Raw genomic sequence first — 20,345 nt, 5'->3', positions numbered from 1 at the left:
ATTCCCGACATCCCGGAGACCGTCCCGATGAAGAACACCCTCGCGCTTGCCCTCGCGCTCGCCGCCGCCCTGCCGCTCACCGCCCACGCCCACAAGGCGTGGCTGCAGCCGTCGCAGACGGTGATCGCCGGCACCAACCCGTGGATCACGGTCGACGCCGCGGTCTCCAACGACCTGTTCCATTTCAACCACGTGCCGTTGCGCACCGAGAACCTCGCGATCACCGCGCCTGACGGCAGCCGCGCGGAGGCGCAGAACCCGGCCGCCGGCAAGTACCGCAGCGTGTTCGACCTGGAACTCACGCAGCAGGGCACGTACCGCATCGCCGTGGTCAACGCGGGACTCACCGCGAGCTGGCAGCAAGAAGGCAAGCCCAGGCGCTGGCGCGGCAACGCCGCGAGCTTCGCCGCCGAAGTACCGAAGGACGCCGCGGAGCTGAAGGTCACGCAGACCGTGAGCCGCGTGGAGACCTTCGTCACCAACGGCTCGCCCAACGACACCGCGCTGCAGCCGTCGAACGAAGGCCTCGAGCTCGTCGCCATCACCCACCCCAACGACCTGTTCGCCGGTGAAGAGGCGCGCTTCCGCATGCTCGCCGACGGCAAGCCGGCCGCCGGCATCGAGTTCGAGATCACCCGCGGCGGCACGCGCTACCGCAATGCGCAGGAAGAGATCCTGGTGACCACCGACGCCAACGGCGAGTTCGCGGTCACCTGGCCGCAGGCCGGCATGTACTGGCTGGAAACCTCGCTGCAGGACGACAAGCCGAGCCTCCCGCAGGCCGGCGCGCGCCGCCTCGGCTATGTGGCCACGCTGGAAGTGCTGCCGCAGTAATGACGGTCGCGGGCACCGTGGCCGCACCCGCGTCGGGCCTGGTGGTCCACGCGCTGGGTGGCGAGAGCATGGGCACGCGCTGGCAGGTCAGCCTGGCGGCCGCGGCCGGTGCCGACCTGCATCCCCTGCACGCCGGCATCCAGGCGACGCTGGACCGGGTGGTGGCGCAGATGAGCAGCTGGGAATTCGACTCGGACCTCTGCCGCTACAACCGTGCGCCGGCCGGCAGCTGGCAAACGCTGCCACAGCCGTTCTTCGAGGTGCTGCGCGCATCACTGCGCGTGGCCGAAGCCAGCGACGGCGCCTGTGATCCGACCGTCGCGCCACTGGTCGACCTGTGGGGCTTCGGCCCGTCGGGCGGCGCCGGCCGAATCCCGGATGCGGCCGCGGTCGCTGCCGCGCGCACGCGCGTCGGCTGGCGACGCGTGGTGCTGGATGAAACCGGGCAGCGCGCGCTGCAGGCGGGCGGCGTGGCGCTCGACCTGTCGGGCATCGCCAAGGGCCATGGCGTGGACGCGGTGGCCGCCTGGCTGCGCGCGCAGGGTGTGCCCGCGGCGCTGGTCGAAGTCGGCGGCGAACTGTACGGCTATGGCCGCAAGCCCGATGGCCGCCCGTGGCGCGTGCTGGTTGAAGCCTGGCCCGACGAGGGCGACTGCGACGACGACCGCGACGCCCTGCCTCCCTGCGTGCTCGCGCTCGACGGCCGCGCAGTCGCCACATCGGGCGACCACTGGCATCGCTTCGCCCACGACGGCCGCGTGTTCGCGCACAGCATCGATCCACGCAGCGGGGCGCCGGTGGCGCACGCACCGGCTGCCGTCACCGTGGTGGCCGATGACGCCCTGCACGCCGACGCCTGGGCGACGGCGCTGACGGTCATGGGTGCAGACGCCGGCTTCGACTTCGCCACGGCACGCGGCATCGCCGCGCGCTTCGTCATCAGTGGTGGCGATGACGCCGGCGGCTCCGGTGCGGCTGGCGGCAACACGGCAAGCGTCCGCGCCACCGCAAGCTTCCTCGCGGTGCTCGCGCAGTGAGCGCGCGGGGCGCAATGCAAGGCGCGACACGCGACCGAGGCCGCCTCGGCAACTGGCTCGCGCTGTTCGTGCTTGCCGGCATCGCGCTGGCGCTGCTGCCGCTTCACGACGACCGTTGGTGGATCGCCGCGCCGTCCACGGCACGCGGCTGGCTGGCCGTGCTCGCGGCGGTGGCCTACGTCGGGGCCACGGCGGGCATCCTGTGGCGCGCGCGACGCACGGCACGCACGCGCCAGGCAGCCGATGCCGCGTCGGAGGCAAGCGCCGGCGACAGCGACTGGCTGGTGCTGCACGCCAGCCAGACCGGATATGCGGAGGAGCTCGCTGCCCGCACCGCCGCTGCGTTGCGCAGCGCCGGCCAGGGCGCGCGCCTGCGTGGACTCGCGCAGGTGGACCTGGCCATGCTCGCGGCCGCGCAGCGCGTGCTGTTCATCGCCAGCACCACCGGTGAAGGTGATCCGCCCGACCCGGCGCTTGCCTTCGTCCGCGACGTGATGCAGCGCGCGGCCGCCCTGCCCGGCCTGCAATACGCCGTGCTCGCGCTGGGCGACCGCAGCTATCGCCAGTACTGCGGCTTCGGCCACCAACTGGAGCGCTGGCTGCGCGCCGCCGGCGCCAGCCCCCTGTTCGACCTGGTGGAAGTCGACAACGGCGATACCGCCGCGCTGCGCCACTGGCAGCACCACCTGGGCGTCGCAGCGGACGCCACCGGACTCCCGGACTGGTCGCCCGTCAAATATCAGGCCTGGACACTGGCGGGGCGCGCCGAACTCAACCCCGGCAGCATCGGCGCGAGCGTGTACGAAGTGCGCCTCGCTCCGCGCGCCGGCGCACCGCCGTCGTGGCGCGCGGGCGACATTGCCGAAGTCGGGCCGCGCCAGTCGCCTGCGAAGGTAGCGGCGTTGCTGGCGGCGCTGGATCTCGACCCGACCGCCGAGGTCCACGCCTCCGCGACCGCAGGCACGGCGGATGCCACCGGGACCACCGGCACTGCCGACACCACCTCGGTTGCCGACCTGCTGTCCCGCTCGCACCTGCCCGAGCCCGCCGACGTGGCCGGCCTCGACGCCGCCGCGTTGGCGGCACTGCTGCAGCCGCTCCCGCACCGCGAATACTCGATCGCCTCGATCCCCGCAGAGGGCGACATGCGCCTGTTGCTGCGGCGCATGCTGCAGCCGGACGGCACGCCGGGCATCGGCAGCGGCTGGCTCTGCGACCACGCAGCGATCGGTGGCCCGGTCGCGCTGCGTATCCGCACCAACCGCAACTTCCGCGGCCCCGGCACGACGCGGCCGCTGCTGCTGATCGGCAACGGCACCGGCATTGCCGGCCTGCGCGCGCACCTCGCCGAGCGCATCGCAGCTGGCACGCAACGCAACTGGCTTCTGTTCGGCGAACGCCACGCCGATCGCGATTTCCACTTCGGCGAGGAGATCGCCGCGTGGCTCGAGGCCGGTGACCTGGCGCACCTGGACCTGGCGTTCTCGCGCGCCAGCAACGGCGCCGCGCCCGTATTGCCCGCCGGCGCGCTGGAAGACGGCCGCGCCGACGTGCACGACGGCTATGTGCAGCATGCGCTGCAGGCACAAGCGGCGCGGCTTCGCGCATGGGTCGACGAAGGTGCAGCGGTGTACGTGTGCGGCAGCCTGCCCGGCATGGCCCCCGGGGTGGATGGCGTGTTGCGCGAGGTCATCGGCAGCGCCGGCGTGGACGCCATGCTTGCCGACGGACGCTATCGCCGCGACGTCTACTGAGCGTCGGCTGGCGGCTCGAACCGCACCAGCAGCACCTCGCCGCCACCGTCCAGCACATGCCGGCCGCGCTGCGCGCCGGCGCCAAGCAAGACCGTGTCGCCCATCGACAGCCGCAGCGGCGCCCCCACGCTGCCCGACACCGTGGCCTGGCCGGCAATCAGGTAGACCACCCAGCAGCTGCCGGGATCGACGAACACCACCATCGGGCCCACCAGCGGCCGATGCCACAGCTGCGCGCTCACCGCCTGCGGGCGCCACATCAGGTTGAAGACTTCGGCACGCGTGCCCAACAACCTGCAGTGCGCCAACCGCCCACCGGAAAAGCGCAGGCGACCATGCGGCGGCAACAGCACATGCGGACCCGGGTCGCTGCCGTCGAACGCCAGCTGCAGGCCGTCGCCGGACAGCAGCACCTGCTCGCGCTCGACGCCGGGAAACACCGAGTAATCGCCGTCGGCCGCGATCTCGGCGATCGACAGCCGCCAGTCCCATGCTTCGGATGCCTCGCCGCCACCGCGCCCCGTGGCGTGGATCTCGCGCGTCCAGCCTGCGCCGTTGTGCCAGCGCACACGGCGGTACTCGTTGGCGGGGAGATGCCGCGCGTGCGCTGCTGGGGGCTGCATGGGCGCAGTGTAATCGCCGCGCCCGCCACTGGCCGCCGCCCGGCGCGCGTCCCTGCGGCCGGGTGGCGGAACCGCGTGCAGGCAGCGCGCCTGCCGGCGGGGTGACGCGTGCCCCGCCGCCGCCACATCGCGTCCCTGCGATGCGGGCAGTGCTTGCCGCGCCGATCAGCGCTGCGCGGCCGCCGGCTTGGCTGCGACGGGCCTGGCTGCAGCTGCAGGCTTGGCGGCCGAGGCGGCCGTGGCGGCCGGCTTGGCTGCGGCGCCGCCACCCACCACGATGCGGTCGCGGTTCTTCTCGATGGTCTTCAGGCCCACGCCCTTGACGTTGGCGAGCTCGTCGGCGCTCTTGAACGCGCCGTGCGCCTTGCGGTGGGCGACGATGGCCTCGGCCTTGGCCATGCCGATGTTGACCAGCACGCGTTCGATGGTGGCGGCGTCGGCGGTGTTGATGTTCACCTTGTCGCTTGCGAAGGCGCCGCCGGCCAGCAGCAGCGACAGCAGGACCGGGGCAAGCACGTTTTTCAGCAGGATCATGGCGTTCTCCTTGGGTGTTGGAATCCGTTCCGCCGGGCCTTCCTGGCACCGGCAGCCGCAGTGTCGGGGGCCGCGGACGTGCGTTCCCATCGCCCGGAGGCACGCGCGGCTGCGGGGCGGCCTCCCGCCGTGGCGTGCGGAAAGTCCCACCCGGCGCGCGGGAGTAGAATCGTGGTTTTCCACCGCAAGGCCCGAAATGGACGCCAGCAGGTTCGACCCCGCGCTCGTCGAGCGCCATGTCTCCGCCAAGTGGGATGACGAAATCGTCCCGCAGCTCGTCGAGTACATCCGCATCCCCAACAAGTCGCCGATGTTCGACACCGACTGGGTGAAGAACGGTTTCATGGACGATGCGGTGAAGCTGATGGAAGGCTGGGCGCGTCGCCAGGACATCCCCGGCATGCAGCTCGAAGTGGTGCGCCTGGAAGGCCGCACGCCGCTGATCTTCGTCGAGATCCCGGCGTCCAACGGCGGCAATGCCGACGACTGCGTGCTGCTCTACGGCCACCTCGACAAGCAGCCTGAAATGACCGGCTGGGACGACGACCTCGGCCCGTGGAAGCCGGTGCTGCGCGACGGCAAGCTCTACGGCCGCGGCGGCGCCGACGACGGCTATGCGATCTATGGTTCGCTGACCGCGATCCTGGCGCTGCACGAGCAGAAGATCCCGCATGCGCGCTGCGTGATCCTGATCGAGGCCTGCGAGGAATCGGGCAGCTACGACCTGCCGGCGTACGTCGATCATCTCGCCGACCGTATCGGCAAGCCGTCGCTGGTGGTCTGCCTGGATTCCGGCTGCGGCAACTACGAGCAGCTGTGGTGCACCACCTCGCTGCGCGGCCTGGCCGGCGGCAACTTCTCCGTCCAGGTACTGGACGAAGGCGTGCACTCCGGCGACGCCTCGGGCGTGGTGCCGTCCAGCTTCCGGCTGCTGCGCCAGCTGCTGTCGCGCATCGAGGACGAGGACACCGGCCGCATCCTGCTCGACGGCCTGCACGCCGACATCCCCGCCGACCGCCTGGCGCAGGCGCGCAAGTGCGCCGAGGTGCTGGATACCGCGGTGTTCGACAAGTTCCCGTTCCTGCCCGGCATGACGCCGATGAACGACGACCTCACCGAGCTCGTGCTCAACCGCACCTGGCGCCCGGCGCTGTCGGTGACCGGCGTCGACGGCATGCCGCCACTGGCTTCGGCCGGCAACGTGCTGCGCCCGCACACCGCGGTGAAGCTCTCGCTGCGCCTGCCGCCCACGCTCGACGGCAAGCGCGCCGGCGAACTGCTGCAGGAGGCCTTGCTGCGCGATCCGCCAAACGGTGCCAAGGTGACCCTGGACCTGGAGAAGGCCTCGACCGGCTGGAACGCACCGGCCATGGCGCCGTGGCTTGAAAGCGCGATCGATGCCGCCAGCCAGGCCTTCTTCAAGCGCCCGGCGATGTACATGGGCGAAGGCGGCTCGATCCCGTTCATGGGCATGCTCGGCGAGAAGTTCCCGGGGGCGCAGTTCATGATCACCGGCGTGCTCGGCCCGCACTCCAATGCCCACGGCCCGAACGAGTTCCTGCACATCGAGATGGGCAAGCGCGTCACCGCCTGCGTCGCGCGGGTGATCGCCGAACACCAGGCCGCCAGCGCGCGTGGCGAGACCACCGGCGGCGCGGCCATCGCCGACAGCGGCACGCGCCACGGCGACCACGGCTGCTGCTGAGGGCAGGACGACACCCGCATGGCGGGGCTGGCGCACCGCCGCCGGCCCTGCCAAGCTCGCCATTCATCCACCAGGTAAAGGGGAGCTCATGGAAGGTGTATTCGGCGGCGACAGCTGGCTTTGGATCATCCTCGTCGGACTGGTCGTTGGCGTGCTCGCGCGCCTGATCAAGCCCGGCAAGCAGAACATCGGCATCATCCTGACCATCGTGCTGGGCATCGTCGGCGCGCTGCTCGCCGGCTGGGTCGGCCGCATGCTGGGCTGGTACGGCGAAGGCGAGAAGGTCGGCTTCATCGCGTCGCTGATCGGCGCGGTGGTGCTGCTGTTCATCGCGGAATTCATCAACGGCAGGCGCCGCAGGCGCTGACGCCACGCACCCAGGCATGAAGAAGAAAGCCGGGCACATGCCCGGCTTTTTTCATGTCAGTCCAGCAGCATCGCGATCACCCGCTCGGCCAGGCGCTCGGGCGGTTCGGCCATGGTGTCGAGCACCAGCTCCGCGTGCTCCGGCGGCTCGTAGGCGGAGTCGATGCCGGTGAAGTGCGGCAGCTCGCCGCGGCGCGCCTTGGCATACAGGCCCTTGACGTCGCGACGCTCGGCTTCGGCCATCGGCGTGTCCACGAACACCTCGATGAACTCGCCTTCGGCGAACAGCTCGCGCGCCGAGCGGCGCTCGGAGCGGAACGGCGAGATGAAGCTCACCAGCACGATCAGGCCGGCATCGGTCATCAGCTTGGCCACGTGTGCCACGCGGCGCAGGTTCTCCACTCGATCCTCGTCGGTGAAGCCGAGGTTGCGGTTGAGACCATGGCGCACGTTGTCGCCATCGAGCAGGTAGGTGTGGCAGCCGCGCGCCAGCAGGCCGCGCTCGACCAGGTTGGCGATGGTCGACTTGCCGGCGCCAGACAGTCCTGTGAACCACACGCAGCGCGGATGCTGGCCCTTGAGTGCGGCGCGCGCGTCACGGTCCACGTCCAGCAGCTGCCAGTGGATGTTGTCGGCGCGGCGCAGGCCATGGCGGATCATGCCGGCACCGACCGTGGCGTTTGTGAGCGGGTCGGCCAGCACGAATGCGCCGAGCACCGGCTCCTCGGCGTAGGGCGCGAAGGCGGCCATCGCGTCCAGCGACAGAGTCACCTCGCCGATGTCGTTGGCCTGCAGGCGCTTGGCGGCCAGCGGCTGCAGCGACTCCGGATCCGACAGGTGCCGGATCTCGCCGATGCGGGCGCCGAGCACGCGGGTGCCCAGCTTGATCAGATAGCGGCGGCCGGGCAGCAGCGGCGCCGTGTCGAACCACAGCAGGTCGGCGCCGAACTGGTCGCTGACCGCGAGTGGCACCGCCGCCGCGCTGAGCACGTCGCCACGCGCGGCGTCGACATCCTCGGCCAGGCGCACGGAGATGGCGTCGCCGGCATGGGCGACGGTCGCCGCGACGCCGGCGCGATGCAGCGCCGCCACCGTCGCCGCAACGCCCGCGGGCTGGACGCTCAGCGCGTCACCGACCCGCAGCGTGCCGGACGCCAGCGTGCCGGCGAGCCAGCGTTCGCCACCGTGACCGCGCAGCACCACCTGCACGGGGAGCCTTGCCGGCAGCTGCGCGCCGCGCTGCGGCACGTCGACGTTGTGCAGGTGCTCGAGCACCGTGGGGCCGTCGTACCACGGCATGCTGGCCGCTGGCGTGGCGACGTTCTCGCCGCTCGCGGCGGCCAGCGGGATCGCGGTGACGCCGGTGATCCCGAGCTTCGCCGCATGCGCGCGGTACGCGGCGGCGATCGCCTCGAACACCGCGCGGTCGTGGCCGACGCGGTCCATCTTGTTGACCGCCAGCAACACATGGCGGATGCCGAACAGCGCCGCGATCGCGGTGTGGCGCAGGGTCTGCGGCAGCAGCCCGCGGGTGGCATCCACCAGCACGATGGCGAGGTCCGCGCGCGAGGCGCCGGTGGCCATGTTGCGCGTGTACTGCACGTGGCCCGGGCAGTCGGCGATCAGGAAGCGGCGACGCGCGGTCTCAAGGTGCCGCCAGGCGACATCGATGGTGATGCCCTGCTCGCGCTCGGCGTCCAGTCCGTCGAGCAGCAGCGCGTAGTCGATGTCGTCGCCGCGAGTGCCGTGGGTCGCGCTGGCGCGTGCAAGCGCGGCGCGTTCGTCGTCGGGCACGCGGCCCGCTTCAGCCAGCAGGCGTCCGATGAGCGTGCTCTTGCCGTCGTCGACGCTGCCGCAGGCGACGATGCGCAGGACGTCATGCGCCATCAGAAATAGCCCTCGCGCTTCTTCTTTTCCATCGAATCCCCGTCGGCGTGGTCGATCAGTCGCCCGGCCCGCTCGGACTGCGTGCCCGCCTCCATCTCGGCGATGATCGCGTCCAGGTCACCGGCGTCGGATTCCACCGCGCCGGTCAGCGGATAGCAACCAAGCGTGCGGAAGCGCACGCGGCGCAACACCGCGTGCTCGCCGGGTGCCAGCGCGAAGCGTTCGTCGTCGACCATCAGCAGCGCGCCATCGCGCTCGACGATCGGACGCTCGGCGGCGAAGTACAGCGATACCACCGGGATCGCCTCGCGGCGGATGTAGCGCCACACATCGAGTTCGGTCCAGTTGGACAGCGGGAACACCCGCATGCTCTCGCCCGGGCCGACGCGGGCGTTGTACAGGTCCCACAACTCCGGGCGCTGGCGGCGCGGATCCCAGCGCTGGTTGGCGTCGCGGAACGAGAACACGCGCTCCTTGGCGCGCGACTTCTCCTCGTCGCGCCGCGCGCCGCCGATCGCGGCGTCATAGCCGCCGGCGGCCAGCGCCTGCTTGAGCGCGAGGGTCTTCATCACCTCGGTGTGGCGGCTGGCGCCATGGCTCTGCGGGCCGATGCCCTCGCGCAGGCCGTCGGGGTTCACGTGCACGCGCAGCTCGACGCCGGTCTCGGCCGCGCGCCGGTCGCGGAACGCGATCATCTCGCGGAACTTCCACGTGGTGTCCACGTGCAGCAGCGGGATCGACGGCCGCGCCGGCGCGAACGCCTTCAGCAGCAGGTGCAGCAGCACCGAGCTGTCCTTGCCGATCGAATACATCATCACCGGGTTGCGGCACTGGGCCGCAACCTCGCGGAGGATGTGCAGGCTCTCCGCCTCGAGGCGGTCGAGGTCGCGGTCTTGGCTTGCCGTGCTCATGAGCGCCCGTAGACATCCTCGTAGCGGACGATGTCGTCCTCGCCCAGGTAGTCGCCGGACTGCACTTCGATCAGCTCGAGCATCTCGGTGCCCGGGTTCTCGAGGCGGTGCTTCGCACCGAGCGGGATGTACGTCGACTGGTTGGCGTGCAGTTCGAACACGTCGTTGTCGCGGGTCACGCGCGCGGTGCCGCGCACCACGATCCAGTGCTCGGCGCGGCGCGTATGCGACTGCAGCGACAGACGTCCGCCCGGCTTGACCTTGATGCGCTTGACCTGGAAACCGGCGTCCTGGTCGATCGAGTCGTAGCTGCCCCATGGGCGGTGCACCTCGCGGTGCAGCACGGCGTGGCTGCGCTGCTCCGCCTTGAGCAGGGCCACCACGTCCTTGACCTGTTGCACGCGGTCCTTGTGCGCCACCAACACCGCGTCGTCGGTCTCCACCACCACCAGGTCATCCACGCCGACCAGCGCCACCAGCCGCCGCGCATAGGCATAGCTGTTGCGGCTGTCGACGGCGATGACGTCGCCATGGTGGGCGTTGCCTTCGGCATCCTGCTCGCTCACCTGCCACAGCGCCGACCACGAGCCGACATCGTTCCAGCCGATGTCGACCGGCAGCACCATCGCGCGGTCGGTGTTCTCGAACACCGCGTAGTCGATCGAATCCGACGGACTCGCCGCGAACGCCTCCCTGTCGAGGCGCACGAAATCGCCGTCACGGGCGGCGCCGGCAAACGCCTTGCGCACGGCCGCGAGGATGTCGGGGCGGAAACGGCCCAGTTCCTCCAGGTAACGCGAGGCGCGGAACAGGAACATGCCGCTGTTCCAGTAGTAGCCGCCCGCGTCCAGGTACTGCTGCGCGGTGGCGGCGTCGGGTTTCTCGACGAAGCGCCGCACCTGGCGCACGCCGTCGCCGGCCTCGGCCTGGATGTAGCCGAACCCGGTTTCCGGTGCCTCGGGCACGATGCCGAAGGTGACCAGCGCGCCGGCTTCGGCGGCCGGCATGGCGGCCTGCACCGCGGCGCGGAACGCCTCCGCATCGCGCACCACATGATCGGAAGGCAGCACGAGGAGCAGCGGATCGTCGCCGCCTTCGCTCGCCTGCAGCGCGGCGGCGGCGATCGCCGGCGCGGTGTTGCGCCCGATGGGCTCGAGCATGATCGCGGCCTCGGCCATGCCGACCAGGCGCAGCTGTTCGCCGGCCAGGAAGCGGTGCTCCTCGTTGGCGACCACGATCGGCGCGCGGCTGGCGAGCGGCGCGACCCGCAGCCAGGTGTCCTGCAGCATGGTGTGCTCGCCGGCCAGGGCCAGGAACTGCTTGGGATAGGCCTCGCGCGACAGCGGCCAGAGTCGCGTCCCGGAACCACCGGACAGGAGCACGGGTTGCAGCTGGGTCATCTCGCCTCGATTCGCATGCTGTCGGACTGGAAGCGCGGAGTTTACCCTGTGGGCCCCGCCGCCCTGGACCTCCCCGAGCCCGCATGACCCTCGATCCCGACGACCTTCGCGCAGCGCAGCGCCTGGACTGGGCGCGCGCCGCCAGCGGCGATCCCGCCCTGCGCCTGGAGCGCGCCTCCACCGATGCCGGCTTCCGCAGCTATTGGCGCGCGACCGGCGCCGACGGCGCGACCACCATCGTCATGGACTCGCCGCCGGACAAGGAAGACGTGCGGCCGTGGCTGCGCGTGCTGGCGCTGCTGGTCGGCGGCGGCGTGCGCGTGCCGGTGGTGCTCGCACGCGACCCGGAGCAGGGTTTCCTGCTGCTCGAGGACCTCGGCGCGGACACCCTGCTGCAGGTGGTCGACGCCGGCAATGCCGACGCGCACTTCGACGCCGCCATCGAACAGTTGCTCAAGCTGCAGGCGATCCCGGTCCCCGACGAGCTGCCGCGCTACGACGAAGCGCTGCTGCGGCGCGAGCTGCGGCTGTTCGACGAATGGTTCCTGACCCGCCATCTCGGCGCGGCACTTGGCGACAACGACCTCCGGGCGCTGGACCGCATCTACGCGCTGCTCGTCGCCAGCGCGCTGGCGCAACCGCAGGTCCTGGTGCACCGCGACTACATGCCGCGCAACCTGATGCCGGTCGAGGACGGCCCGGCGGTGCTGGATTTCCAGGACGCGGTCGCAGGCCCGGTGGCGTACGACGCGACCAGCCTGTTCAAGGATGCGTTCCTGAGCTGGCCGCCCACGCGCGTGGATGCATGGCTGGCCGATTACCACGCGCGCGCGCGCGCCGCCGGCGTGCCGGTGCCCGCCTCGCTCGCGCAGTTCCGCCGCGATGCCGACCTGATCGGCGTACAGCGGCATCTCAAGGTCCTGGGCATCTTCGCGCGGCTGAAGCATCGCGATGCCAAGCCGAAGTACATCGCCGATGCGCCGCGCTTCCTCGCCTACCTCGACGAGGTCATTCCGCGCTACCCGGAACTCGCGCCGCTGGCGGGCGTGCTCGAGCGCCACGTGCGTCCGGCGCTGGCAGCCGCCGTGCAGCCATGAGCGGCGCGCGATGAAGGCGCTGGTGCTGTGCGCCGGCCTCGGCGAGCGCATGCGCCCGCTGACGGACACGACCCCCAAGCCGCTGCTCGCCGCCGGCGGCAAGCCGCTGGTCGCCTGGCACCTGGAAAAACTGGCCGCCGCCGGCGTGCGCGACGTCGTCATCAATACCTCGTGGCTGGCGCCGCGCTTCCCCGAGATGCTCGGCGACGGTGCGCAGTGGGGCCTGCGCATCGCGTATGCCTACGAGGGCGCGGTGCCGCTGGAGACCGGCGGCGGCATGCTGCACGCGCTGCCGCTGCTGGGCGACGCGCCGTTCATCGCGGTCAATGGCGACATCTGGTGCGACCACGACTTCGCGCGCCTGCCTGCGGAACCCGCGGGCGAGGCGCATCTGGTGCTGGTCGACAACCCCACGCACCATCCGGGTGGCGACTTCACGCTAGCCGGCGACGGCCGGCTCGTTGCCGGCGGCGGGCACGCGTTGACCTTTGCCGGCATCGGCGTTTACCGGCCTTCCCTGTTTGCCGACTGGCGCGCCGCCATCGGCGACGAGGCCGGTGCCGACAGCGTGCCGCCGCGCTTCAAGATGGCGCCCCTGCTGCGTGCCGCAATGGCACGCGGTGGGGTGAGCGGCGAACACCACCGCGGGCGCTGGACCGATGTCGGCACGCCCGCGCGGCTCGCCGCGCTGTCGGACGCGCTGTCGGACACACCAGGCGACGCGGCCCACGGCAGCGACCCGTAGCGGAGCATTTCCACGCCGGATCGGGCCCGGCGTGGCGAGTGCGCTCGCGCAGGCTGCGACGCGTATGCTGCCGGCGTCTTCCGCAGGTCTCCGCCCCCATGCAGCTGCCCCCTTCTCCTGCGCCGCGCGCTCGCGGCGCGGCCATGGCCTTGGCATTCGTCGCGACGGCGTGCCTGCTGGCCGCCTGCGCGGGTACCGATGTCGTCGATACCGCTGCAGGCGCGGCCGCGCCGCTTGCCTTCATCGTGGTGCGCCACGCGGAAAAGGTGGATGACTCGCGCGACCCGGACCTCTCCGCCATTGGCAAGGCCCGGGCCGATGCCCTGGCGGCGCAGCTGCGCGACGTACCGCTGGTGGCGGCCTGGACCAGCGCATTCGCGCGCACGCGCCAGACCGGACTCGCCGCGGCGACGGCGCACGGGCTCCAACTGCACGAGTACGACGCCGCGATGCCCGCCGCCGACCTGGCGGCGATGCTGCGCGACGCGCACAGCCACGGCACGGTGCTGGTGGTCGGACACAGCAACACCGTTCCCGGCATCGTCGCCGCACTGTGCGACTGCCACGTCGATCCCATCGACGACACCATCTACGGCGGCCGCTACGACATCGACCACGACGCCGACGGGCGGCCGCACCTGCGCATCGGCGCGTTCTGATGGCAATGCCCACGGACCACGAGGATCCCCCGGACCTGGCGTCGCTGCCATCCGCGGCCGCCGGAGAGCTTGAGCTGCGCGACCGTTTCACGAAGCCGCTGCGCACCATCGCAGGCTTCCATGCCCGCGCCGAGGACGATGGCGCCACCGTGCGCGGGGCCGCGGTGCTGCTCGACGCCGACACGCTGGAACTCATGGCCGGCGAGGTCGTGAGCCTCGGGTTGCCGGGAGGTGCGGACCGAGCGTCCTTCGACGCGCTGCCCGTCCTGCTTGCGGCGCTCAAGGCGCTGCCACGCCCTCCCGATCTCGCATTCATCCATGGCCACGGCGGCGCCCATCCGGACCACGCGGGCATCGCCACGCGTTTTGGCGTCACCGCCGACCTGCCCTGCATCGGCGTGGCCGACACGATCGTCGCCGGCGGCGGTCCGGAGCCACATGAGACGCGCGGCGCCTACACCGCCCTGCGCAGCCAGGTACGCGGTCCGCAGATCGGCTGGCTGCTGCGCAGCAAGCCCGGCAGCGCGCCACTGGTAGTCTCCGCCGGGCACCGGGTGGCGATGGCGTCGGCCGCCGACCTGGTGATGCGCTTCACCACCACGCATCGGCAGCCCGAGCCCACCCGGCTGGCGGAGCGACTGGTGGCGCGCCACCCGCCAAGCTGACGCGCGTACGCTGCGTTGCAGCGGCGAGGCGGCCGGCGCCGTGGCAACCTGCGATGCTGGCACCAGTCGATTGCCATGGAGGCACTGCATGACCCTCGTCATCCGTCCGCGCGAACACGACCTTGGTGGCGGATTCACCGTGCGGCGCGCCGTTCCGACGATCGAAGCGCGCAGCGTCGGGCCGTTCGTGTTCGCCGACCACATGGGCCCGGCCGTGTTCGAGCGCGGCACCGGCCTCGACGTGCGCCCGCATCCGCACATCGGGCTGGCCACGGTGACCTACCTCTGGTCCGGTGCCATCAACCACCGCGACACGCTCGGCTTCAACCAGGACATCCTTCCCGGCGACGTCAACTGGATGACGGCGGGGCGCGGCATCGCGCATTCCGAGCGCACGCCGCGGGCAGTGCGCCAGGCCGCCCACCCGATCCACGGCATGCAGACCTGGGTGGCCCTGCCGAAGTCGGACGAGGAAGCGCCGCCGGCCTTCCACCACCACTCGGCGGCCAGCCTGCCCACGATCACGCTGCCCGGCGCACGGCTGCGGGTGATCGCGGGCCGCGCCTGGGGAGAGGTGTCGCCGGTGCATGTGTTCAGCGAGATCCTCAACGTCGCGATCGATCTCGCGCCGGATGCGGAGCTGCGCATCGCGGCCGACCAGCCTGAGCGCGCGCTCTACATCCTCGAAGGGGACGCACAGCTGGACGGCGTCGACATACCCGCACGGCACCTGGTGGTGCCCGATCCAGGCCGCGCCGCGGTGCTGCGCGCAAAGACGCCGCTGAAGGCGATGCTCCTGGGTGGCGAGCCGCTCGACGGCCGCCGGCACCTCTGGTGGAACTTCGTGTCTTCGTCAAGAGAACGCATCGAACAGGCCAAGGCCGACTGGCTGGCAGGGCGCTTCGGCGAGATCGAGGGCGACAACGAGTTCATCCCCCTGCCAGAACGGTGACGCAAGTCACAGAATGACAAGTCCCCCCCAAGGGAGTATCCAGAGGCTGCAGCGCCTTGTCCTGCGCTGCCCGGGGGGGACCACCATGAAAACGATCTTGCTGGCTTCGGCGTGCCTGCTGATGTCCGGTGCCGTGCACGCGCAATCCGGCGGGGGCTGTCCGGCCCTGCCAGCCGACAGCGGACTGGCCTGGGAAAAGCTCGAGGGCAGCGGTTACACCTTCTGCAAGGCCATCCGGGCCAGCGACGGTGGCCAGGTGCTGGCGGTGATGCTCAGCGCGGAGGCGCCGTTCAAGCCACGCCGTGGTGATCGCGTGCAAGAGACCGTGATCGACGGGCAGTCGATCTGGTGGTACCGGGGCGAGCTGTCCAGCACGGCCGGCGTCGAAGTCAGGGAAACGATCGTCGAGCTGGGTCGCAACCAGGTTGCCCACATCTCGCTGCGCGCGGGCAACGCCCAGGAAATGTCGCAGGCGATGTCGGTGGCCGAGTTGCTGCACTTCGGCGACGTGCGAATTTCCAGCAACTGACCCCGCCGGGCGCCTTAACAAAGGGCGAACACACCCGGGCGTGCGCGCGGTTAGCGTGCACGTCGGGGGCGCGGCCGCCACGGCCGCCCGATGTGAGGGGACGACATGATCAAGAAACTCGCGGCCGAGTTCCTCGGCACGTTCTGGCTGGTGCTTGGCGGTTGTGGCAGCGCGGTGCTGGCCGCGCATTTCGGCGGTGATGGCAATTCGCTGGGGATCGGGTTTCACGGCGTCGCACTGGCGTTCGGCCTGACGGTGCTCACCGGTGCGTACGCGTTCGGCCACATCTCTGGAGCGCATTTCAACCCGGCGGTCAGCGTGGGACTGTGGGCCGGCGGCCGCTTCCCGATCTCCGAACTGGTGCCGTACATCGTCGCCCAGGTGGCGGGTGGCATCCTCGCGGCCTGGATCCTGCTGCTGATCGCCAGCGGCAGCGCCGGCTTCGCGATCGACCCGACTGCCGCCGGTGCCTTCGCGACCAACGGCTTCGACGCGCTGTCGCCCGGCGGCTATTCGATGGCCGCGGCCTTGCTGTGCGAAGTGGTGCTGACCGCGATGTTCGTGGTGGTGATCATGGGCGCAACCCATGGTCGCGCACCGGCAGGCTTCGCACCGATCGCGATCGGCCTGGCGTTGACCCTGATCCACCTGATCAGCATCCCGGTCACCAACACCTCGGTGAACCCGGCGCGTTCGACCGCAGTGGCGCTGTTCGCCGGGTCCGGCGCACTCGGCCAGCTGTGGCTGTTCTGGGTGGCGCCGATCGTCGGCGCGATCATCGGCGGCGGCCTTTACGGCTGGCTGGGCCGCGAGGACGCGCCGGTCACCGGCACGCCCTGAGCATCCGCGCGGGGCGACGCTCGGCGCCGCCCCGCGCGTGTCTCAGAAGCGGCCTTCCTGCAGGTCCACGAAGGCCTGCATCAGCTCCTCGCGGGTGTTCATCACGAACGGCCCGTGGCGCGCGACGGGCTCGCGCAGCGGGCGGCCGGATACCAGCAGCAGGCGCGTGCCCGCCGCGCCGGCCTGCACGCGCAGCAGGTCGCCGCCGCCGAGGATGCCGAGTTCGTGCGCGACGAGCTGGCGCGCCTCGTCGCCGCTGCCGAGCAGCGCATCGCCCTCGAACACATAGGCGAAGGCGTTGTGGCCTTCCGGCAGGCGGTGTTCCCAGGCGGCACCAGGCGCCAGCGACGCATCGAGGTACATCGGATCGGTCGCCGGCTGCTCGATCGGGCCACGCACGCGCACGCCATCGTCGCCGCTGACCTCACCAGCCACCACGCGCACCTCCACGCCCTCGGCAACCGCCACCAGCGGGATGCGCTCGGGCGCGAACTCCTGGTAGCGCGGCGCGGTCATCTTGTCCTTCGCCGGCAGGTTCACCCACAGCTGGAAACCGCGCATGCGGCCCTCCTGCTGCTCGGGCATCTCCGAGTGCACCAGGCCGCGGCCCGCGGTCATCCACTGCACGCTGCCGGGCACCAGCAGGCCTTCGTTGCCGTGGTTGTCGCGATGGCGCATGCGCCCGTCGAGCATGTAGGTGACGGTCTCGAAGCCGCGATGCGGATGGTCGGGAAACCCGGCCAGGTAATCCTCGGGGCGATCGGTGCCGAACTCGTCGAGCAGCAGGAACGGGTCGAGGTCCGGGAGCTCCTGGCCGCCGATCACGCGCGTGAGCCTGACGCCCGCGCCGTCGGACGCGGCGCGGCCGCGCACCTTGCGGACGACGCGGGTGGAATCGAAAGGGGTGGCCGGGGACATGGCGTGGCTCCTGGATGTGTCTGCCCACATCATCGGGGCGGCGCGCGCGCATGACAGCACCGCTGTTGCAACGCTGCGATGCCCGCGCTCCGCATCCCTGCGGGGGACTCCCTGCGGCGGCCAGGGCCGCTCCCGTGCCTGCCCGGATTACACCGTCCTACGAACGCCGCCGCAGCCGCCACGCGCGATGGATGCGCGGATTGCGGGCGAAGTCCTGCGGGATGGTCGCGGCACTGATGTCCTCGCACTCCGCAAATGCGGCCACCGCTTCGTCGTCGAGGCGGAAGCGCCGGTAGTTGTTCGAGAAATACAGCACGCCCTCGTCCGACAGCCGCTCCACCGCCGCGCGCAGCAGGCGCACGTGCTGCGCCTGCATGTCGAAATCGTCGGCGCGCGCGGAGTTGGAGAACGTCGGCGGGTCGCAGAACACCAGGTCGTACAGGCCGTCGTCGGCTTCGAGCCAGGCGACGGCATCGGCCTGCACCATGCGGTGGCGGCTGCCGCCCAGCGGGCGGCCGTCGACACTGTTGCCGCGCAGGTTGTCCGCGGCCCACTGCAGGTAGGTGGCCGACAGGTCGACGCTGGTGGTGCTGGCCGCGCCGCCGACGGCCGCCTGCACGGTGGCCGCGCCGGTGTAGCAGAACAGGTTGAGGAAATGCTTGCCGCGGGCTTCCTGGTACAGGCGTCGGCGCAGCGGACGGTGGTCGAGGAACAGGCCGGTGTCGAGGTAGTCGAACAGGTTCACGCGCAGCCGCGCGACGCCTTCGCGCACCTGCAGGAACTCGCCGCGGCGGTCGAAGCCATCGGCGTACTTGCTGCCGCCCTTGCCGCGCGCCCGCACCTTGGTGGCCACGCGCTCGCGCGGCACGCCGAACACTTCGCGGGCCGCGGCCAGCACCTCGCCGAAGCGGCGGCGCACGTCGGCCTCGGGAATGTCGGCCGGCGCGGCGTACTCCTGCACGTGCAGCCAGGTGGCATCCGGGTCGTCGGCTTCGGTGTAGACATCGATCGCCACGGCGTACTCGGGCAGGTCGGCATCGTAGGCGCGGAAGCAGTCCACGTCCTCGCGCGCGCGCCACGCCTTCAGCGCGCGCAGGTTCTTGCGCAGGCGGTTGGCGAGCATCTGCGCGCCGGGTGTCAGCGCGCGCGGCGTGGCGTCCTCGCGTACCGGCGGCAACACGGGGTCGCTGACCAGCAGGCTGCATTCCAGCGCGCCGTTGAACAGCTGGTAGACCTTCTGCGCGCGCAGGTTGGTGGCGCGGGCGAGATCGGCGCTGCCGCAGAGCAGGCTCGCGCGCCAGCCCGGCGCGATCCGTCGCAGGCTGTCACCCAGGGTGCGATAGAGCTGGGCATCCGCGAACAGGCGCGCGTCGTACGGCGGATTGCAGACCACCAGTCCGCGTGGCTGCGCCATCGGCTGCAGCGCGGCGACCTGGCGCTCGTCGAAGGCGATGGCGTCGCGGAATCCGGCGGCGGTGGCGTTCTCGCGCGCCGCGCGCAGCGCCGCGGGATCGAAATCACTGCCGAAGAACACCTGGCGCAGCGCGCCGCGGCCGGCGCGTTCGCGCTCAAGGGCATCGGTGCGCAGGGTCGCCCAAGCCGCGGTGTCGAAACCGCTCCAGCGCGACGGCAGCGCATCGCCGTGGCGCAGCAGGCCCGGAGCCACGTCGGCGGCCATCGCGGCGCCTTCGACCAGCAGCGTGCCGCTGCCGCACATCGGATCCAGCAGCGCGCCGCCGTCGGCATACACCTGCGGCCAGTGGCCGCGCAGCAGTACCGCCGCGGCCAGGGTTTCCTTCAGTGGCGCCTCGCCCTGTGCGCGGCGCCAGCCGCGGCGATGCATCGGCCCGCCGCCAAGGTCGACGGACAGCACCGCGCGGCCCTTGCGCACCACCAGGTTCAGGCGCAGGTCGGGTGCATCGAGGTCGACGTCGGGGCGGTCGCCGGTGTCGGCGCGCAGGCTGTCGACCACGCCGTCCTTGACCCGCTGCGCGGCGAAGCGTGCGTGGGTGATGCCGGTACCCGACACATGCGCATCCACGGCCAGCGTGAGCCCGGGTGCGAGATGGCTGGCCCACGGCAGCGCAACCACGTTGCGATACAGGGTGTCCTCGTCATCGCAGGGGAACTCGATCAGCGGCCAGAGCACACGGCTGGCGAGGCGCGACCAGAGCACCGCGCGCTGCGCGTCGACCAGGTCACCGTCGACGTGCGCCCCGGCCATCGTCGCGGTGGCACGCGCGCAGCCGAGCGCGACCAGCTCGTCGGCGAGCAGGTATTCGAGACCCTTGCCGCAGCTGGCGAAGAACCTCACGGCGCCACCGCGGCGAGCAGGTCGAAAAACAGCGCGGCCGACGCCTCGACGTGCGAGGACAGGCGATGGCCGTCGTCGACCAGCAGCAGGCGATCGTGGCGCTCGCCGGCCCAGCCGACGACATCGGCGACCGGGATGAGTTCGTCGTGCCAGCCGTGGATGATCGCGGTGGGCACGCGCGCCGCATCCAGCGGATATTCGGCGTTCAACCGCACCGGTGGCGCCATCAGGAACAGCGCGCGCACGGGCACCCGCAGCGACACCTGCCCGGAAATCCACGCACCCAGGCTCGAGCCGGCCAGCACCAGCGGGCCCTGCGTCGCGCGCGCTTCGGCCAGCGCCTGCAGCCGCGCAAGGCGTTGTGCCACGTCGCCAAGCCGGCCGAGTTCGCTGCGTGCATCGAGATCGGTGTAGTCCGGACGCTCGTGGCTCCAGCCCAGGCGCTCCGCGGCCTCGGCGAGGGCGGTGACCTTGGTGGCATCGGGGCCGCTCTCGAAGCCGTGCGAGAGGATGCAGTGGCCGCGTACGGTCATGGGAGGCGAAGGATCGGCGGCGACATGCGTGAATGCTAGCAT

General features: G+C 71.3%; 20 protein-coding genes. 12 read left to right on the top strand and 8 right to left on the bottom strand.

Going from position 1 to position 20,345, the window contains the following annotated elements:
• Window positions 1–27: 27 nt before the first annotated feature.
• Genes JGR64_RS03270 through JGR64_RS03260 form a run of 3 tightly spaced genes read left to right on the top strand, consistent with a single transcriptional unit; the run spans window position 28 to window position 3,625 of the window.
• A complete protein-coding gene (locus JGR64_RS03270; RefSeq protein ID WP_199375093.1) occupies window positions 28–834 on the top strand; it encodes a DUF4198 domain-containing protein in 807 nt (268 codons plus the stop codon).
• Window positions 834–1,871 (top strand): FAD:protein FMN transferase, encoded by a 1,038-nt coding sequence (locus JGR64_RS03265; protein WP_199375092.1) that lies wholly within the window; start codon window positions 834–836, stop codon window positions 1,869–1,871. Before JGR64_RS03270 ends, JGR64_RS03265 begins: the two co-directional genes overlap by 1 nt.
• Before the next feature lie 14 nt (window positions 1,872–1,885).
• Window positions 1,886–3,625, top strand: coding sequence for a flavodoxin domain-containing protein (locus JGR64_RS03260; protein WP_199375091.1), 1,740 nt, complete (start codon window positions 1,886–1,888; stop codon window positions 3,623–3,625).
• Here the strand turns inward: JGR64_RS03260 and JGR64_RS03255 are convergent.
• Both JGR64_RS03255 and JGR64_RS03250 read right to left on the bottom strand, forming a co-directional pair.
• Window positions 3,619–4,248: a HutD family protein gene (locus JGR64_RS03255; protein WP_199375090.1), complete on the bottom strand. Its 630-nt coding sequence runs from the start codon at window positions 4,246–4,248 to the stop codon at window positions 3,619–3,621. The two genes, JGR64_RS03260 and JGR64_RS03255, sit on opposite strands and share 7 nt — an antisense overlap.
• A gap of 165 nt (window positions 4,249–4,413) precedes the next feature.
• Window positions 4,414–4,782 (bottom strand): ComEA family DNA-binding protein, encoded by a 369-nt coding sequence (locus JGR64_RS03250; protein WP_199375089.1) that lies wholly within the window; start codon window positions 4,780–4,782, stop codon window positions 4,414–4,416.
• A gap of 196 nt (window positions 4,783–4,978) precedes the next feature.
• On the opposite strand from JGR64_RS03250, the gene JGR64_RS03245 reads away from it, so the two are divergent.
• Window positions 4,979–6,487, top strand: a complete 1,509-nt coding sequence (locus JGR64_RS03245) for a M20 family metallopeptidase (protein WP_199375088.1) — start codon at window positions 4,979–4,981, stop codon at window positions 6,485–6,487.
• An 88-nt stretch (window positions 6,488–6,575) separates the two neighbouring features.
• Window positions 6,576–6,854, top strand: a complete 279-nt coding sequence (locus tag JGR64_RS03240; RefSeq protein ID WP_199375087.1) for a GlsB/YeaQ/YmgE family stress response membrane protein — start codon at window positions 6,576–6,578, stop codon at window positions 6,852–6,854.
• Between the two features lie 56 nt (window positions 6,855–6,910).
• Here the strand turns inward: JGR64_RS03240 and cysC are convergent, their stop codons facing one another.
• Genes cysC through JGR64_RS03225 form a run of 3 tightly spaced genes read right to left on the bottom strand, consistent with a single transcriptional unit; the run spans window position 6,911 to window position 11,051 of the window.
• The gene (gene cysC, locus JGR64_RS03235; RefSeq protein WP_199375086.1) at window positions 6,911–8,740 is read right to left on the bottom strand and encodes an adenylyl-sulfate kinase; all 1,830 of its coding nucleotides are present in this window, start codon (window positions 8,738–8,740) and stop codon (window positions 6,911–6,913) included.
• Window positions 8,740–9,651, bottom strand: coding sequence for a sulfate adenylyltransferase subunit CysD (cysD, locus tag JGR64_RS03230; RefSeq protein WP_199375085.1), 912 nt, complete (start codon window positions 9,649–9,651; stop codon window positions 8,740–8,742). The genes cysC and cysD overlap by 1 nt, the downstream gene beginning before the upstream one ends.
• Window positions 9,648–11,051 (bottom strand): mannose-1-phosphate guanylyltransferase/mannose-6-phosphate isomerase, encoded by a 1,404-nt coding sequence (locus JGR64_RS03225; RefSeq protein WP_199375084.1) that lies wholly within the window; start codon window positions 11,049–11,051, stop codon window positions 9,648–9,650. Before JGR64_RS03225 ends, cysD begins: the two co-directional genes overlap by 4 nt.
• Window positions 11,052–11,134: 83 nt before the next feature.
• On the opposite strand from JGR64_RS03225, the gene JGR64_RS03220 reads away from it, so the two are divergent.
• From JGR64_RS03220 to aqpZ, 7 genes are all read left to right on the top strand, one after another.
• Entirely contained in the window at window positions 11,135–12,148 is a 1,014-nt protein-coding gene (locus JGR64_RS03220; protein WP_199375083.1) for a phosphotransferase, read from the top strand.
• Between the two features lie 10 nt (window positions 12,149–12,158).
• On the top strand, window positions 12,159–12,893 hold the full coding sequence (gene murU / locus JGR64_RS03215; protein WP_199375082.1) for an N-acetylmuramate alpha-1-phosphate uridylyltransferase MurU: 735 nt from the start codon (window positions 12,159–12,161) through the stop codon (window positions 12,891–12,893).
• A gap of 143 nt (window positions 12,894–13,036) precedes the next feature.
• Window positions 13,037–13,552: a phosphoglycerate mutase family protein gene (locus tag JGR64_RS03210; protein WP_199375081.1), complete on the top strand. Its 516-nt coding sequence runs from the start codon at window positions 13,037–13,039 to the stop codon at window positions 13,550–13,552.
• Window positions 13,552–14,217 carry an endonuclease V gene (locus tag JGR64_RS03205; RefSeq protein ID WP_199375080.1) on the top strand — a complete coding sequence of 222 codons (666 nt, stop codon included), beginning with the start codon at window positions 13,552–13,554 and terminating at the stop codon, window positions 14,215–14,217. The genes JGR64_RS03210 and JGR64_RS03205 overlap by 1 nt, the downstream gene beginning before the upstream one ends.
• A gap of 88 nt (window positions 14,218–14,305) precedes the next feature.
• Window positions 14,306–15,169, top strand: coding sequence for a pirin family protein (locus JGR64_RS03200; RefSeq protein WP_199375079.1), 864 nt, complete (start codon window positions 14,306–14,308; stop codon window positions 15,167–15,169).
• A gap of 85 nt (window positions 15,170–15,254) precedes the next feature.
• Window positions 15,255–15,698, top strand: a complete 444-nt coding sequence (locus JGR64_RS03195; protein WP_199375078.1) for a hypothetical protein — start codon at window positions 15,255–15,257, stop codon at window positions 15,696–15,698.
• Window positions 15,699–15,803: 105 nt separating this feature from the next.
• Window positions 15,804–16,538, top strand: coding sequence for an aquaporin Z (gene aqpZ, locus JGR64_RS03190; RefSeq protein ID WP_199375077.1), 735 nt, complete (start codon window positions 15,804–15,806; stop codon window positions 16,536–16,538).
• A 42-nt stretch (window positions 16,539–16,580) separates the two neighbouring features.
• Here the strand turns inward: aqpZ and JGR64_RS03185 are convergent, their stop codons facing one another.
• The 3 genes from JGR64_RS03185 to JGR64_RS03175 form a co-directional block, all read right to left on the bottom strand.
• Window positions 16,581–17,456, bottom strand: a complete 876-nt coding sequence (locus JGR64_RS03185; RefSeq protein WP_199375076.1) for a pirin family protein — start codon at window positions 17,454–17,456, stop codon at window positions 16,581–16,583.
• 157 nt (window positions 17,457–17,613) lie between these two features.
• The gene (gene rlmKL / locus JGR64_RS03180; protein ID WP_199375075.1) at window positions 17,614–19,770 is read right to left on the bottom strand and encodes a bifunctional 23S rRNA (guanine(2069)-N(7))-methyltransferase RlmK/23S rRNA (guanine(2445)-N(2))-methyltransferase RlmL; all 2,157 of its coding nucleotides are present in this window, start codon (window positions 19,768–19,770) and stop codon (window positions 17,614–17,616) included.
• Window positions 19,767–20,303 (bottom strand): hypothetical protein, encoded by a 537-nt coding sequence (locus JGR64_RS03175; protein ID WP_199375074.1) that lies wholly within the window; start codon window positions 20,301–20,303, stop codon window positions 19,767–19,769. The genes rlmKL and JGR64_RS03175 overlap by 4 nt, the downstream gene beginning before the upstream one ends.
• Window positions 20,304–20,345 lie beyond the last annotated feature (42 nt).

The sequence above is a fragment of the Luteimonas sp. MC1572 genome (assembly GCF_016615815.1).
Classification (GTDB): Bacteria; Pseudomonadota; Gammaproteobacteria; order Xanthomonadales; family Xanthomonadaceae; genus Luteimonas.
Note: the sequence above shows the minus strand (reverse complement) of the source record. Positions and strands in the feature narration are given on the sequence as shown.

What these genes read in the sequence shown, in the direction of transcription:
- JGR64_RS03270 (WP_199375093.1), top strand. Translation starts at nt 28, where the DNA reads ATGAAGAACACCCTCGCGCTTGCCCTCGCGCTCGCCGCCGCCCTGCCG.
- JGR64_RS03265 (WP_199375092.1), top strand. Translation starts at nt 834, where the DNA reads ATGACGGTCGCGGGCACCGTGGCCGCACCCGCGTCGGGCCTGGTGGTC.
- JGR64_RS03260 (WP_199375091.1), top strand. Translation starts at nt 1,886, where the DNA reads ATGCAAGGCGCGACACGCGACCGAGGCCGCCTCGGCAACTGGCTCGCG.
- JGR64_RS03255 (WP_199375090.1), bottom strand. Translation starts at nt 4,248, where the DNA reads ATGCAGCCCCCAGCAGCGCACGCGCGGCATCTCCCCGCCAACGAGTAC.
- JGR64_RS03250 (WP_199375089.1), bottom strand. Translation starts at nt 4,782, where the DNA reads ATGATCCTGCTGAAAAACGTGCTTGCCCCGGTCCTGCTGTCGCTGCTG.
- JGR64_RS03245 (WP_199375088.1), top strand. Translation starts at nt 4,979, where the DNA reads ATGGACGCCAGCAGGTTCGACCCCGCGCTCGTCGAGCGCCATGTCTCC.
- JGR64_RS03240 (WP_199375087.1), top strand. Translation starts at nt 6,576, where the DNA reads ATGGAAGGTGTATTCGGCGGCGACAGCTGGCTTTGGATCATCCTCGTC.
- cysC (WP_199375086.1), bottom strand. Translation starts at nt 8,740, where the DNA reads ATGGCGCATGACGTCCTGCGCATCGTCGCCTGCGGCAGCGTCGACGAC.
- cysD (WP_199375085.1), bottom strand. Translation starts at nt 9,651, where the DNA reads ATGAGCACGGCAAGCCAAGACCGCGACCTCGACCGCCTCGAGGCGGAG.
- JGR64_RS03225 (WP_199375084.1), bottom strand. Translation starts at nt 11,051, where the DNA reads ATGACCCAGCTGCAACCCGTGCTCCTGTCCGGTGGTTCCGGGACGCGA.
- JGR64_RS03220 (WP_199375083.1), top strand. Translation starts at nt 11,135, where the DNA reads ATGACCCTCGATCCCGACGACCTTCGCGCAGCGCAGCGCCTGGACTGG.
- murU (WP_199375082.1), top strand. Translation starts at nt 12,159, where the DNA reads ATGAAGGCGCTGGTGCTGTGCGCCGGCCTCGGCGAGCGCATGCGCCCG.
- JGR64_RS03210 (WP_199375081.1), top strand. Translation starts at nt 13,037, where the DNA reads ATGGCCTTGGCATTCGTCGCGACGGCGTGCCTGCTGGCCGCCTGCGCG.
- JGR64_RS03205 (WP_199375080.1), top strand. Translation starts at nt 13,552, where the DNA reads ATGGCAATGCCCACGGACCACGAGGATCCCCCGGACCTGGCGTCGCTG.
- JGR64_RS03200 (WP_199375079.1), top strand. Translation starts at nt 14,306, where the DNA reads ATGACCCTCGTCATCCGTCCGCGCGAACACGACCTTGGTGGCGGATTC.
- JGR64_RS03195 (WP_199375078.1), top strand. Translation starts at nt 15,255, where the DNA reads ATGAAAACGATCTTGCTGGCTTCGGCGTGCCTGCTGATGTCCGGTGCC.
- aqpZ (WP_199375077.1), top strand. Translation starts at nt 15,804, where the DNA reads ATGATCAAGAAACTCGCGGCCGAGTTCCTCGGCACGTTCTGGCTGGTG.
- JGR64_RS03185 (WP_199375076.1), bottom strand. Translation starts at nt 17,456, where the DNA reads ATGTCCCCGGCCACCCCTTTCGATTCCACCCGCGTCGTCCGCAAGGTG.
- JGR64_RS03175 (WP_199375074.1), bottom strand. Translation starts at nt 20,303, where the DNA reads ATGACCGTACGCGGCCACTGCATCCTCTCGCACGGCTTCGAGAGCGGC.